Raw genomic sequence first — 14,452 nt, forward strand, 5'->3', positions numbered from 1 at the left:
ATAAACAGTCGTTCTCTTCAGAAGGACGGCAAGACAAAATCACATGCCATGATTCATATTCAAAACCTATCCAAGACCTATGCCACGCCGCATGGCCGCTTCGAGGCCTTGCGGGGCATCGACCTGCTGATCGAGCAGGGCGAGGTCTTCGGCATCATTGGACCCAGCGGCGCCGGCAAGAGCACGCTGGTCCAGTGCATCAACCTGCTGGAGCGCCCGGACCAGGGCAGCATCAGCATCGGCGGCCAGGAACTGACCGGCCTGAACGAAGCCCAGTTGCGCAGCCAGCGCCGCCGCATCGGCATGGTGTTCCAGGGCTTCAACCTGCTGTCGCGCCGCACCGTCTACGGCAACGTGGCCCTGCCGCTGGAAATCGCCGGCGTGCCGCGCCAGGACATCCCCGCCAAGGTCGAGCGCCTGCTGGCGCTGGTCGGGCTGGAGCATCTGCGCGACCGCTATCCCAGCCAGATTTCGGGCGGCCAGAAGCAGCGCGTGGGCATCGCGCGCGCCCTGGCCAATGACCCGGACGTCCTGCTCAGCGACGAGGCCACTTCGGCGCTGGACCCCGAAACCACCCACAACATCCTGGCGCTGCTGCGCGACATCAATCGCAAGACGGGCGTGACCGTCGTGATGATCACGCACCAGATGGAAGTGGTGCGCGAGATCTGCGACCGCGTGGCCGTGCTGTCGCATGGGCAGGTCGTCGAAATCGGCCGCACCCAGGATGTCTTCGCATCGCCCAAGCACGAGGTGACCCGGGCCATGGTGTCGGCGGCCACGGCGTCCGACCTCACCGAAGGCACGCTGGCCGTCGTGCGCGAGCGCATCGCCGCCGAGGCCGCCGCCCGGCCGGGCAGCGCCGTGCGCCTGTGGCGCCTGTCGCTGACGGGCAAGCACGCAGGCGGCGCCCTGATCTCCGATCTCGCGCGCGAGCACGCCCTGGACATCAGCCTGATTCAGGCCCGCGTGGACGACATCCAGGGCGTGGCCGTCGGCACGCTGTTCGTATTGGCGCAAGGCGCGCCGCAGGCCGTCCAGGGCGCGCTCGCCGCGCTGGCCGACCATGACATCACCATAGAAGAAATTGCCCATGAGCCCGCAACTGATCGATCTGCTTATCACGTCGCTGCTTGAGACCCTGCTGATGGTCGGCGTGGCGGGCGGCATCGCCGTCCTGATCGGCATCCCCCTGGGTGTCACCCTCATCGTCACCGGCCGCGGCGCGCTCTTGCAGAACCTGACCGTCAACCATGTGCTGGGCGTCATCATCAACGCCACGCGCTCGGTGCCCTTTGTCATCCTGATGGTGGCCATCATCCCGTTTACGCGCTGGGTGGCCCAGACCTCCATCGGCACCACGGCCGCCATCGTGCCCCTGTCGGTCGCCGCCATTCCCTTCATGGCGCGCATCGCCGAGAACGCCATGCGCGAAGTCGATCCGGGCCTGATCACCGCGGCCCGCGCCATGGGCGCCAGCCCTCTGCAGATCATCTGCAAAGTCCTGCTGCCCGAAGCGCTGCCCGGCCTGGTCGCCGCCACCATCGTGACCATCGTCAGCCTGATCGGCTATTCGGCCATGGCCGGCGCCATCGGCGGCGGCGGCCTGGGCGACCTGGGCATCCGCTACGGCTACCAGCGCTTCCTGCCCGAAGTCATGCTGGCCGTCGTGCTGGTGCTGATCATTCTTGTGCAGGCCGTACAGAGTTTTGGCGATTGGCTGGTGCGGCGCATGTCGCACCGCTGATCATGGCTTTTCCCTTCTCGTCTACCGGAACCCATCGCAATATGAGCATCAAGTTTCTCAAGTCCCTGGCCACCCTTGCCCTGGGTGCCGCCGTGCTGGCCCAGCCCGCCCTGGCGCAGGACAAACCCCTGAAGATCGGCGTCACGGCCGGCCCGCACGCCCAGATCCTCGAAGTGGTCAAGCAAGAGGCCGCCAAGCAGGGCCTGAAGCTGCAGGTCATCGAATTCACCGACTACGTCCAGCCCAACGTGGCCCTGGCCGCCGGCGACCTGGATGCCAACAGCTACCAGCACCAGCCCTACCTGGACAACGCCAACGCCGACCGCAAGTACGGCCTGGTCAGCGTCGCCAAGACGGTGATCTTCCCGATCGGCATCTACAGCAAGAAAGTGAAGTCGCTGGACGCGCTGCAGAACGGCGCGCGCATCGGCATCCCCAATGACCCGACCAATGGCGGCCGCGCCTTGCTGCTGCTGCAGTCCAAGGGCCTGATCAAACTGCGTCCGGAAGCCGGCCTGAAGGCCACCCCCATCGACGTGGTCGAAAACCCCAAGAAACTGCGCTTCATCGAACTCGACGCCGCCCAGCTGCCGCGCTCGCTGGATGACACCGATGCTTCCGCCGTGAACACCAACTTCGCCCTCGAAGCCGGTCTGGATCCGGCCAAGGACGCCATCGCCCAGGAAGCCCCGGATTCGCCCTATGCCAACGTGCTGGCCGTGCGCGGCGCCGACAAGGACCGCCCGGAGATCAAGAAGCTGATCAGCATCTACCAGAGCGATGCCACCAAGCAGTTCATCCTGCAGAAGTACAAGGGCGCCGTCATCGCCGCCTGGTAATCCCGCGCGCGAGCCCGGCGCTTGCCAGCCACCCCGCCCCTGAGGCGGGGTTTTTCTTGCCCGCAAGCCAAGCTTTTGACAAAAGGGTCGGGATCGGCCATAATTTCGGGCTTCGGTCGGGTCGTTAGCTCAGTCGGTAGAGCAGCGGACTTTTAATCCGTTGGTCGCGCGTTCGAGTCGCGCACGACCCACCACCAATATCACAGGCCTTGGGGATAGCCCGGGGCCCGTAAAAAGCTAGACAAAACGCTAGAAAAAACGCCACACGTGTTTGCCGTGTGGCGTTTTTGCTTTTGCATCTTTCCCGGGGCGCCGTGGTGGCCAGCAAGCCTTTTGGCCGGGCGGGCTATCAAACAAGATTCAGTTTCAATTGGCCGGATTGCCTTGCCTGGGGCGATGCGCTCGCGCATTACAATCCGCGGGCCGGGTCGGCAATCAGCCGGAGCCAGACCGTCCGGCGCGCCGCGGCTTTTGTGCGTGGCGCTGGCTCCAAGGGGTTAAGACCGCAGCATGAGCCTACCTGATATTGAACCATCTCCCCGCCCCGACAGCGGCCGATGCGCCGCGGCGGCATCGGCATGAACGCGGCTCGACCGGATGTGCCGACCTGCGTGCTTATCACGGGCGCGACCGGGAGTATCGGCGCGGCCCTGGCCCGCGAGTACGCCCAGGCCGGAAGCCGTTGCCTGATACTGCAGGGCAGGGATGCCGCGCGCCTGGAAGAAGTCCAGGCGTCCTGCCTATCACTGGGCGCGCGCGTGGTCGCCAAACGGCTGGACCTGCGCGACGTGGACGCGCTGACGCAATGGCTGCGGGAAATCAGCGCCCAGGAGGCGCCCGACCTGGTCATCGCCAATGCCGGCATCAACATCAATACCGGCCCGGACAAGCAGGGAGAAACCTGGCCGGACGTGCAGGCCCTGCTCGACGTCAACATCAAGGCGGTCTTCGCCACCGTCAACGGCGTCCTGCCCGCCATGCGCCAGCGCCGCGGCGGACAGATCGCGCTGGTCAGTTCCCTCGCGGCCTGGCGCGGCCTGCCCGAAACGCCGAGCTATAGCGCCAGCAAGGCCGCGGTGAAAGTCTATGGCGAGGCCATGCGCGACGCCCTGGCGGGCGAGGGGGTGCGCATCAACGTGATCATGCCGGGCTATGTCGAGTCCCCGATGTGCTTCGACATGCCCGGCCCCAAGCCCTTCTTGTGGAGCGCGCCCAAGGCGGCCAGCCTCATCCGGCGCGGCCTGCGCGCCAACAAGGCGCGCATCAGCTTTCCCTTTCCCCTGAACCTCGGCACCTTTCTGCTCTCGGTGATTCATCCCGCCGTCTCCGGCTGGATATTGCGCAGGATGGGCTACGGTGCTTGATCGTCTCTGGATCGCGCTCGCCCTGCCTTTTTTTCTGGGCCTGGCGGCGAGCTGGATAATCGAAGCCTTGCTGCAGCCGCGTCCGCGGCCGCCCTGGCGCAGGCCTCTTGCCGCCAACCTGACCCATGCCGGCGTCTGGATGCTGGCGTTTGCGCTCGAGGTCGCGCTGTTCCGGCGCCCCTATTTCGCCGTCGCCAACGTGCTGGCCATCGAGTTGGTGCTGGTGGTCGTGAGCTTGGCCAAATATCGCTCCCTGCAGGAGCCCTTTGTCTATCCCGATTTCGAGTATTTCGTGGATGCGATGCGGCATCCGCGTCTTTATTTGCCTTTCCTGGGGTGGGGCAGCTTGCTGGGCCTTTGCGCAGCATATGGCCTGGCCTTGTGGGCAGGCTTGAGTTTCGAGGTTTCCCTGCTGGAGCAAGTGCATGCCGACGCGTTGTACGCAGCGGTGGCATTGCTGGCGCTGGCCGGCTTGGCGGTGGCAATCTCCGCAAGCCGACGACTGAATGTCGATTTCGAGGCTGGTGCCGATTTGCGCCGTCTGGGGTTGATCTCAGCGTTGTGGGCATATGGCCGGGCTGAGCGGCAACCGGCGGCTGAATTGAGTCAGCGGTCTCCTTTTGCCGCGGGTAGCCCGGTTCACTTGCCGGAGGAACTGCCGGATCTGGTGAGTATCCAGAGCGAGTCGTTTTTCGATGTGCGCAATGCCTATCCCATTGTTAAAAAAGACGTATTGTCGGGATTCGATGTGCTTTGCTCCGAGGCCTCGTTTCACGGCCCTCTCGAAGTAGCTGCGCGTGGTGCGAACACGGTGCGGAGTGAATTTGCCTTTTTATCTGGCCTAGCGCCTGATGCCTTGGGCGTACACCGTTACAATCCGTATCGTCGACTTGTCACGCGAGGTTTCCCAACTATTGCTTCTTATTTGCGCAGCCTGGGATATCGGACTGTCTGTGTGCATCCGTATCACCGCGAGTTTTATAGACGGGAGCGTGTGCTACCGCTGCTGGGATTCGATGAGTTCATCGGCATCGAGGCATTTGACGCGGCCCAAAAGGTTGGAGCCTATATTGGCGACGAGGCCGTAGGGCAGTACGTATCCACGCTGCTGCGTCGTGAAGACCGCAGGCCCATATATGTGCACGTCATTACCATGGAAAACCACGGTCCGTTGCATTGGGAGGAGGTCAGCGAAGCGGACGTTCATGCTCAGCTCGATGGCCCATTGCCTCAAGGGTGTGCGGATTTGGTTGCTTATGCTCGCCATTTGCGCAACGCCGACGCTATGTTTGTAACCTTGCGCCAGGTCTTGCTGAACAACGGCAGACTTGGTGGGCTATGTGTCTTTGGTGACCATGTGCCTATCATGCCCCAGGTCTATAAAGCCTTGGGCGAGGTCAGCGGCGCCACTTCTGCAGCTATTTGGGCTACGGATCGGGTCACTGACGCCAGGGCCGGCGAGCGGCATGATCTCGATATCTCGGGGCTGGCCGTCCGATTTTTGACCTGTTTCCATTTGTTGTCACATTCTGACTCAGTTCGGTGACCCAATAAATAGGGTGCCGAATGGCTTTCGCTGAGGGGGTGAAATACAATTTGGTCCGGCCGAAACGTGACAAAATATAAAATGATGTTTTGAAATTCGTAAATCAGGGACTGAAAAGGTGACTGGGAATTCTTGCATTTTGAATATACAGTTGCAGGCAAGGGCGGCACTGGCGCTTGCCTCACTAAATGCGACCTGGTAGTTGCTCAAATATGAATATAAGAAATAACTTATCCAAGGTCCGCCTGATTTTTTCCGGTGTTCTTCTGGCGTTGGTATTGACGGGTTGCGGGACCATGCCGGGCTGGCTGTCTGCCAGCGGTGCTAGTCGCGAACAGGTCATGGATAGCCGCGACAGCCGCCGTATTGAAGGCATTGAACTTGTCGATGTTAACGATACTGTAGCGCGCAGGTTGGCTGCCAATAGAAAGCAGGAGAGATTTTCTGATCTTTTCCGTGCTGCTCCTTCCAATAATAATTATCTGATCGGCCCGGGCGACGTTATAGAAGTGTCGATTTGGGAGACGCCGCCAGCGGTATTGTTCGGCACGGCTGTTAATGGAGCGGGTTCCACTGCCAGTCCGGCCACCACAAATATGGTGACCTTGCCTTCGCAAATGGTTTCTTCCCGAGGAACGATTACCGTGCCGTTTGCGGGGCATATATTCGTCCAGGGCCGCAGCACCCAGGAGATTGAGGCAGACGTTGCGAAGCGGCTGAACAAATTAGCGCATGAGCCTCAGGTCATGGTCAGGATAGTGCAGAACAACACTTCCAGCGTCACGGTCGTGGGTGAGGTGACAACCAGCACCTCGATGTCTTTGACGCCCAAAGGCGAACGTCTGCTGGATGCCCTGGCGGCAGGTGGAGGCGTCAAGCAGCCCGTTAATCGCATGTCAGTGCAATTGTCCCGGGAGAACGTGACTGCGACCATGCCCTTGGATTTGGTAATTCGGGACCCCCGGCAGAACGTCATGCTGAAGCCAGGTGATGTCATTACGGCTTTGTTCCAGCCGCAGAGTTTCTCCGTGCTCGGCGCCACAGGGAAGAACGAAGAAATTGCCTTTGAAGCGCAAGGCATTTCCCTGGCGCAGGCTTTGGCGCGCTCAGGCGGTCTGAATGACAATCGGGCCGATGCGCGCGGGGTATTTATATTCCGTTTCGAAGATCCGAAACTGATCGATATGCCGGATGGCACCCCGCGTCAGGATGCGGCATTGGTGCCCGTTGTGTATCAGATCGACTTGCGCGATCCCGCGGCCTTTTTCGTAACGCAGAATTTCCCGGTTCAGGACAGAGACGTCATTTACGTGTCCAACTCGCCCGCGGCTGAGTTCGACAAATTCCTGAGGTTGATAGTGTCGGTCGCCGTGCCTACGGTGACGCTTAACAGGACGTTCGATTGACTCATCCGCTTAGGTTTCCACGTGTGACCTGGAGGCTGCATGGCTAAACCGCGCAGTCCCTTGGCAGTCACTCTTTCAGTCTGGGAAGCGTTGTTCCTGCGGGAGGCGCTTGACCGCCTGTTCGATATGCGGGCTGCGTGGTTCTGGTTGTTGATGGAGCCCGTCCTACACATCGGCTTTATTGCCTTTGTTTTCTCGGCCATCCGGATACACACCGTCGGCGGCATCGATATTGCGGTCTGGATCATCGTCGGAATGCTGGCTTTTTTCCTGTTTCGCCGGACAGCAGTGCAGGTGACATATGCGCCTGAATCCAACCAGCCGCTTTTCGCCTACCGTCAAGTGAAACCCTTCGATGTCTCCCTTGTTCGAGCGGGCTTGGAAGCGTTTCTCATGGTGTTGGTGTCGGCGGCGATCTTGGGCGGCGCGGCTTTGCTGGGACATGAGACTTTTCCGCGGGATCCATTACTGGTGGCAGTCGCCCTATCGGGGCTGTGGCTGTATGGCCTTGGATATGGACTCGTGGCTTCGGTGCTCATGGAGCTGGTGCCTGAAACGGAACATATCCTCAAGTTGATCATGTTGCCGTTGTATCTCATCTCCGGCGTCATCATGCCGCTGATATCGGTTCCCCAGCCATACCGCGATTGGTTGATGCTCAATCCGATTGCACATGGATTGGAGCTTGTGCGCTTGGGATTTGTTCCTTACTACCATGTCGTGCCCGGGACGAGCATGGGATATTTGTACGGATGGGCAGGAGGCAGCGTTCTGCTGGGTTTGTTGCTGTATCGCCGTTTTGCCTTGGAGCTGGTGACGAAATGATAGTCGTCCAGGATGTCTACAAACGCTACAAGACCGAGCATGGCGTCGGTAAATGGGTATTGCGCGGGGTGGATCTGACCATTCCCAAGAACCATAACGTCGGCCTGATCGGATCAAACGGCGCGGGCAAGTCGACGCTCCTCAGATTGATCGGCGGTGTCGATCATCCCAGCCGAGGGCATGTGGAACGTCATTGCAGAGTGTCATGGCCGATGGGGCAGGGCGGGCTGGAAGGCACATTGACGGGACGGCAGAACGCAAAGTTCGTTTGCAGGGTCCATGGGCATCACGCCGATCTTGCCGAGAAACTGGATTTCATCCTCGACTTCTCGGAGCTCAGGTCTGCATTCGATGAACCGGTGACGACCTACTCCAGCGGGATGCGTTCGAGATTGCAGTTCGCCCTATCGCTGGCCTTCGATTTTGATGTCTATATCTCCGACGAGGTCACGGCTGCAGGCGACGCTGCTTTTCGAAAAAAGGCAGCGGACGCATTTGAGAGCATGGTGAACCGCGCAGGCCTCATCATGGTGTCTCATGATGAAAGTACGCTGAAGGAATTCTGCCGGTCTGGGGTATGGATCAATGAAGGCCGGGCATATTGGTTCGATCAAATCGATGATGCCCTGGCTGCCTATAAAGATTCTATTTTGAAAAAATGATGGAAAACAAGATCAAGGGTGAGGGGCAGTCTGCCAGCTCCGGCAAGGGCGAGAGCGCGGTCAGATCGTGGTATTCACCAGTACGCCTTTTCAAGCGATTGCGGCAATTGACCATGATCCTGGCTTTGCTGGCCATCGCTTATTGGCTGCTGCTAGCGTCGGATCGATACGTTTCGGAGGCCAATGTCATCATACGCAAGACCGACTCGATAAGCCTTCCCGCTTTTGATCTGTCTATGCTGACTTCCGGCGTAAGCCCTGTGAGCCGGACTGACCAGTTGCTTCTGCGTGATTACCTGATGTCGGTGGACATGCTTAAGAAGTTGGACAGTCAACTGGACTTGCGCGAGCACTACAGTAATTCCGCCAAGGACTTGATTTCGCGGATGTGGTTCAAGGATGCATCGATCGAATGGTTCTATCGGTATTACCAATCGATGGTCAGTATCGACTACGACGACTTCGCCGGCATCTTGCGCATCAGGGTCCAGGCCTATGAACCGGAAATGGCCTACGCCATTGCCAGCAAACTGGTTGCGGATGGCGAGGAGTACATGAACCAGTTGGGACATGAGATGGCCGAGGCGCAGGTGGGCTTCCTGAACAGCCAAGTCGGCCAGGCGCAGCAGCGCCTCGAGACCGCCAGCCAGACCTTGTTGAATTTCCAGAACAGGCAAGGACTGCTGTCGCCCCAGGCAACCGCCGAAAGTCTGAATGCCATTGTCGCGACGCTGGAGACCCAACGAGCGCAGTTGCAGATGCAGCTGGCGTCGTTGCCCAAGACGTTGAGCCGCGACCATCCCAGCATCGTGATGCTGAAGCAATCGCTCGCGGCGGTCGACCGGCAGATCGCGGCTGAGCGCGCCAAGCTTGCCACCCCTGCGGGGAACACGCTTAACGTCTCAGTGGAAGAGTTCCAGCGGCTGCAGATGCAAGTGCAATTTGCCCAGGATCTGTACAAGTCTTCCCTTGTGGCCCTTGAAAAGGGCCGCAATGATGCCACTCGCATGTTGGAAAAAGTGTCGGTGTTGCAATCACCCACTTCGCCGGAGTATCCGATGGAGCCGCGCAGATTCTATAACGCGCTGATCACCCTGTTGATAGCTTGCATGGTCGTGGGGATCCTCAAGCTGCTCGAGAGCATTGTGTTGGATCACGTCGATTGACGTCATCGGGAGTGATGTCGCCGTGATCACACAAACGGAATAGAAAACAGATAGGAATCGATACGGTGGAGAACAGCACCATAAGCTTGCCCAAATGGGACGGGGCCCCAGGCGCCGGGACCATCGAAGAGCTACAGCAAGAAAATGCTTTGCTTTTCGAGCAACTGCACGTGCTGCAGGAAGAGCTGGAGTTGCGCGCGGCTGCGTCCGCGGCCAAGCAGGCTGGTGTACCGGTTACGGTACTGCAGTTCGTGGATGAACAGACGCCCGAGGTGATTGCTGAAAATCTTCGCTACCGGGCTGCCTTGGATGCTCGCCAGGAGATGCGCAGACTGGAGTCGCAGCAGGCTCTGGCAGATCGGTTGGGATCGATCCTCTTGGAGGGGTCCGAGTCGCTGTCTTCCATGTTCGGTATACCCGGACGCCTGATGAACGTATGGCGCAGGGAGCGGAAAAAACTTCCTCCCAAGGAGTACGGGGGCAAGAGTTTTGAAAAGGTGCTGGCTGCCTACCAGGAGGGCGGTCTTCAGGCCGTCGAGCAACTGCTTGCAAGCGTGACGACGTCGTCGGCCATACAGGCGAATGCCTGGACTGCGGTAGCGCGGAGCCTGATGCATAGTGACCCGACAGGAGCCGTGGAATTCGCCCGTCGCGCCTGCGCGCTGGAGCCGCAGCCTTTCCGATTCAAGTGGTTGGCATTTCGCTTGTACGAGGCGGGCTCCGTTGTTGAGGCGGAGGCCCTGCTGGATGCCTTGCCCGCGAACACGCCATTCAGCGACTCTGAGGAGCGTCTTGCCAGTCGTGCGCGATACGAAGCAAAAGCCGCGCGCCTGAACGAGGCACGCAAGCAGCTCAATTACTCAGAGCGCCGCCGTCAGATCGAGGAGCGCTTCAAGGCGCTTGACCAATGTATCCGCGAGCAGGCCGAACTTATCGCTGAGTGCGGCCGCACTATTGATAGCCTTAAACGCATACAGGCAGAGCTCGAGCTCGAACGAAATGCGGTTGCCGAACGGCATGCAGAAAAGTCCTCCCTCGCGGCCGATCGTGGGGGTGTTATCGATGCCCTTGAGAAGAAAATTGTTCACCTGGAGTCCGAATGCGCGGAGTGGAGGCGTCGCGACGCCGAGCATATCCAGCAACGTTCCGGACAACAGGAGTTGATCGAGTCGCTACGACGGACCCAGGTGGCTCTGGAAGAGCAGAATGCCAGCTTGCATGAACAGTATTCCGAACAGATGGAGCTGGCGGCAGCGCGCGGGCACATCGCTGGCAAACCGCTCTCGCGGGCTCTCGGACTCGAAACCGAAGATATCTCCCTTGAATCCTTGAGGAATTGCTGGACCCTTCAGGAAGAACCGGTTTGTGTCGAGGTCGCGTCAGGAGAGGAGGTCGATATCGCATTGACCGCTGCCCGCGAGCATGTCACTCGTCTGCTGCGCGCGCGCGCCGTGCAGATACAGGCCCAACAGGAAGCCCATCTGACAAGCTTGGCGCAGCAGCTAGCCTCCTTGGAGAAGGAGCATGCGGCCTTGCTTCAGCGGCAAGCGGCCCAGTCGAGATTGATGGCAGTACGCGACCAGGACATCCATGCTTTGCGGGTAAGCGTCGCGCGACACGAAGCCGACAGGACGGCACTGCTGGAGGCGCATGCTGGACGAGTATCCGATCTTTCGCAGCTTGTGCGCAAGGTCGAGGGCAGGGCGGTTAAGCTGGAAGAAGTAAATGCCAGCCTTCAGCAGCAGCTTGCAGAGTGCGAAGAGCGTATACGCGAGCGTGAACGAGCCATAGATCTGCTGAAGGGAGAACTGCTGCGCCAGGAAGAGGTGCGCCGGGCACTTCTTGCAGAGAACGAAGAGCAACAACAGTCCATTCTCGAGCGTAATCGGTTGGTCGAGCAGATACAGACCCTGCAAGCAACGATGGAGCAAGAGCTTTCGGGAACGCGCGTCCGCGCCGATGAGCAAGGACGATTCATTGTTGAGCGTGACAGGGTCATCGAGGCGTACAAGGTGGCCGAGGCGCAATGGGAGCGGGATAAGACCGGTTTGATCGAGCAGGTCTCTGAGCAGGCGGCGCTTGCGGACGAGCGGGGCAAGCGTATTGGCGTGCTGGAAGAGCAACTCGAGCTTCGGCAAGCCATGAGTTCGGAGCTTTCCAGCCGTCAGGAAGGCATGCATGAGGAGTTGGTCCGGGCGGAAGCTCAGATCGATTTCATCAAAGACATGCTGCTTAGAGGGTCCCGGCCGTGAAACCCGCATTCGGCGTGAAGCGCCGTAAATCGCGTCTTCGCAAAGTCGTGTTGCGCGACTCGATGGCGATGAGTGTCGATGTGGCGCCAACGGCCGCCATCATCCCTTACGACGAGACACTGCTGGAGCGTGCCAAGACACAGTGGCAGTTTGGGGACTGGGCCAGCCTTGCCAACATGGATCGTGCCCTCATGCAGCATCACCCTGAACGCGCGAACCTGGCTTTGTTCGCTGCGGCCGGCCAGTTCCAGGTCGGCACAGTGGAAAACGCAAGGCAGTACGTCCACCTGGCTCAGGAATGGGGATGCGGTGGCGAGCAACTGATTCGGGTGTTGGCTGCCGGCGTGCACAATAGCCTGGGGCGTGCCGCGGCTCGTGGCGGGATGACCAAACGTGCCGCGGAACACTTCACGGCGGCGGTAAAGGTTGGCACGCCGGGCACGGATGTCGGGCTCGTGTCGCGTGCGCGGCTGACCGAGCAATTTGCCCAGCTGGGCATGGATATGCCGGCCGTCGAGGTCAAGGAGGAGACGGCGAAACAGGTCGTCGCGCCATTTGGTGTTCACAGAGTGCCGGGAGCCTCACCCATCGCGGTCGATCTATTGCTGGCTGATAGCGAGGGTGGCCGTGAGCGCGCCCTCGCTGCGTTTCGCACATCGTTTGCCGATATCCCCTCTGCCGAAGGTCTGCCCGGTATGGCTTTTGCACAGGCCGAACACAGAGGAAGAAAATTTCATTTCGTTCATCTTGCTGGAGATCTCGTTCCCTCCAAAATGGCCGAACGTGGACAGTTCCATGAGCATGGCTATCTTAACCTGCTTGCTCGTCTGCATCAGCCAGGAAAGATCATCGTCGATGGCGGGTCTGGCATCGGCACCCACGCCGTGTTCTTTGCTGGCGTGCTAGGAGCGCCAGTGATCGCCTTCGAACCTCAATCATTCAACTATCGGTGCTTGCTTGCCAACGTTCATTTGAATGAGGTGGTGGACAAGGTCGACCTCCGTCAAGTGGCGTTGGCAGGGGAGCCAGGCCGAATCGCCCTGGCTCAGGTGGTCGCTGGAGACTTTGGTTCTTTCAGCTCGCAAGCTGAACGTCTGGCGCGGGCTGATAACAAAGGCCTGGACGCGAGTCGTTTCGAAATTTCCGCTTCCACGTTGAATGCCGAATTACAGGGATATGCCAGCGCGATTTCCATCATTAAGCTCGACGTGGAAGGCCAGGAGCTAGACGTCCTGCGGGGCGCCACAACGATCATTGCGCAGAGCCTGCCGGTCATCGCGGTGGAGTGCTCGACGCGCTCACAGTACGAGAACACCAAGCTTTTGTTGGCAGCCTTCGATTACTTCGTCATAGATTCGACCAATTCCAGGCCGACCTTTATTTTCCTGACGCGCAGGAATCCGCATCATATTCAGATGCTCTCGAAGTACCTGGAGATGTCGTCCGTGGGCAAGTTCTCATCGAATACCAATTTTAACGACGCAAAATCATGACTATCGCAAAAGTGAGGTCTCCGCTCAAAGTTCTCACGGTCTTTGGCACCCGGCCGGAAGCTATCAAGATGGCTCCGGTGGTGCAGGCCCTGTCCGTTGACCCGGCATTCGATGCCAAAGTATGCGTTACGGCGCAACATCGGCAGATGCTGGATCAAGTGTTGGGACTCTTTGGCATAAGGCCTGACTTCGACCTGGACTTGATGAAGCCAGGCCAAGATCTGAGCGACATTACGAGCAATGTTTTACTCGGTATGCGCGATGTCTATCGCGCGTGGACGCCGGATATGGTGCTGGTCCACGGAGACACCACGACCACTCTGGCGACGAGCTTGTCGGCGTATTACGCGAAAGTCCGAGTTGGGCATGTGGAGGCCGGCCTGCGAACATTCGACAAGTATTCACCCTGGCCTGAGGAAATGAATCGCCACCTGACCGGCGCGATCGCGGACGTGCATTTTGCACCGACGAATGGAGCGCGGGCCAATCTTCTGGCCGAAGGCGTAGCGGAAGCCGCGATACACGTCACCGGGAATACGGTGATCGACGCCCTGCTTAAGGTGGTTGAGCATGTCCGCGATGATGCCGTGATGCGCAAGCAGTTCGAGGAGCGGTTTGCATTCCTGGATCCTACCAAACGGCTGGTGCTGGTCACGGGCCATCGCCGTGAGAACTTCGGCGCCAGCTTTGACAATATCTGCCGCGCTCTGGCTGAGATTGCCGCGCGTGGCGATGTCCAAGTGGTTTATCCCGTGCATCCCAACCCGAATGTGCAGGAGCCGGTGCGTCGTATCCTGGGCGGCGTGGCCGGCGTGCATCTCATCGAACCGCTGGACTATCTGCCTTTTGTTTATCTGATGGATCGTAGTGCATTCGTGATCACTGATTCAGGAGGAATCCAGGAGGAGGCCCCTTCGCTTGGGAAGCCGGTGCTCGTCATGCGCGACACCACGGAGCGCCCGGAGGCCGTTCATGCGGGCACCGTCAAACTTGTTGGCACAGATCGTACCGCTATCGTCCGTCAGGCGGCCCGGCTCCTGGACGATCCAGCTGCCTATCAAGCAATGGCGCGTGCCCATAATCCCTATGGCGATGGGCAGGCCGCTTGCCGTATCCGGGATATCCTGAAGTCCATGTATAGCTGAGAAAAAA

Annotated in this window: 12 protein-coding genes and 1 tRNA gene; all 13 read left to right on the forward strand. The window is 59.6% G+C overall.

Features of this window, described 5'->3' with window-relative positions:
- Positions 1–48: 48 nt before the first annotated feature.
- A complete protein-coding gene (locus L540_RS08425; RefSeq protein WP_043215240.1) occupies positions 49–1,137 on the forward strand; it encodes a methionine ABC transporter ATP-binding protein in 1,089 nt (362 codons plus the stop codon).
- Entirely contained in the window at positions 1,094–1,747 is a 654-nt protein-coding gene (locus L540_RS08430; RefSeq protein WP_043215239.1) for a methionine ABC transporter permease, read from the forward strand. The genes L540_RS08425 and L540_RS08430 overlap by 44 nt, the downstream gene beginning before the upstream one ends.
- Before the next feature lie 41 nt (positions 1,748–1,788).
- Positions 1,789–2,586 carry a MetQ/NlpA family ABC transporter substrate-binding protein gene (locus L540_RS08435; protein ID WP_043215236.1) on the forward strand — a complete coding sequence of 266 codons (798 nt, stop codon included), beginning with the start codon at positions 1,789–1,791 and terminating at the stop codon, positions 2,584–2,586.
- 118 nt (positions 2,587–2,704) lie between these two features.
- Positions 2,705–2,780, forward strand: a tRNA-Lys gene (locus L540_RS08440).
- Positions 2,781–3,164: 384 nt separating this feature from the next.
- Positions 3,165–3,950: an SDR family NAD(P)-dependent oxidoreductase gene (locus L540_RS08445; RefSeq protein WP_043215630.1), complete on the forward strand. Its 786-nt coding sequence runs from the start codon at positions 3,165–3,167 to the stop codon at positions 3,948–3,950.
- The gene (locus tag L540_RS08450) at positions 3,943–5,496 is read left to right on the forward strand and encodes an LTA synthase family protein (RefSeq protein ID WP_043215234.1); all 1,554 of its coding nucleotides are present in this window, start codon (positions 3,943–3,945) and stop codon (positions 5,494–5,496) included. The genes L540_RS08445 and L540_RS08450 overlap by 8 nt, the downstream gene beginning before the upstream one ends.
- A 212-nt stretch (positions 5,497–5,708) precedes the next feature.
- Positions 5,709–6,902 (forward strand): polysaccharide biosynthesis/export family protein, encoded by a 1,194-nt coding sequence (locus tag L540_RS08455; protein WP_043215232.1) that lies wholly within the window; start codon positions 5,709–5,711, stop codon positions 6,900–6,902.
- Positions 6,903–6,941: 39 nt separating this feature from the next.
- Positions 6,942–7,727 carry an ABC transporter permease gene (locus L540_RS08460; RefSeq protein WP_043215230.1) on the forward strand — a complete coding sequence of 262 codons (786 nt, stop codon included), beginning with the start codon at positions 6,942–6,944 and terminating at the stop codon, positions 7,725–7,727.
- Positions 7,724–8,389: an ABC transporter ATP-binding protein gene (locus L540_RS08465; RefSeq protein WP_043215228.1), complete on the forward strand. Its 666-nt coding sequence runs from the start codon at positions 7,724–7,726 to the stop codon at positions 8,387–8,389. The genes L540_RS08460 and L540_RS08465 overlap by 4 nt, the downstream gene beginning before the upstream one ends.
- Positions 8,389–9,555: a chain-length determining protein gene (locus L540_RS08470; RefSeq protein ID WP_231584760.1), complete on the forward strand. Its 1,167-nt coding sequence runs from the start codon at positions 8,389–8,391 to the stop codon at positions 9,553–9,555. The genes L540_RS08465 and L540_RS08470 overlap by 1 nt, the downstream gene beginning before the upstream one ends.
- A 65-nt stretch (positions 9,556–9,620) precedes the next feature.
- Complete coding sequence (locus L540_RS08475) at positions 9,621–11,807, forward strand: coiled-coil domain-containing protein (RefSeq protein WP_043215226.1); 2,187 nt, start codon at positions 9,621–9,623, stop codon at positions 11,805–11,807.
- The gene (locus tag L540_RS08480) at positions 11,804–13,300 is read left to right on the forward strand and encodes an FkbM family methyltransferase (protein WP_131726023.1); all 1,497 of its coding nucleotides are present in this window, start codon (positions 11,804–11,806) and stop codon (positions 13,298–13,300) included. The genes L540_RS08475 and L540_RS08480 overlap by 4 nt, the downstream gene beginning before the upstream one ends.
- A complete protein-coding gene (gene wecB, locus L540_RS08485) occupies positions 13,297–14,445 on the forward strand; it encodes a non-hydrolyzing UDP-N-acetylglucosamine 2-epimerase (protein WP_048026194.1) in 1,149 nt (382 codons plus the stop codon). The genes L540_RS08480 and wecB overlap by 4 nt, the downstream gene beginning before the upstream one ends.
- The last annotated feature ends 7 nt before the right edge of the window (positions 14,446–14,452 follow it).

Source organism: Bordetella pseudohinzii (genome assembly GCF_000657795.2).
Taxonomy (GTDB): Bacteria; Pseudomonadota; Gammaproteobacteria; order Burkholderiales; family Burkholderiaceae_B; genus Bordetella; species Bordetella pseudohinzii.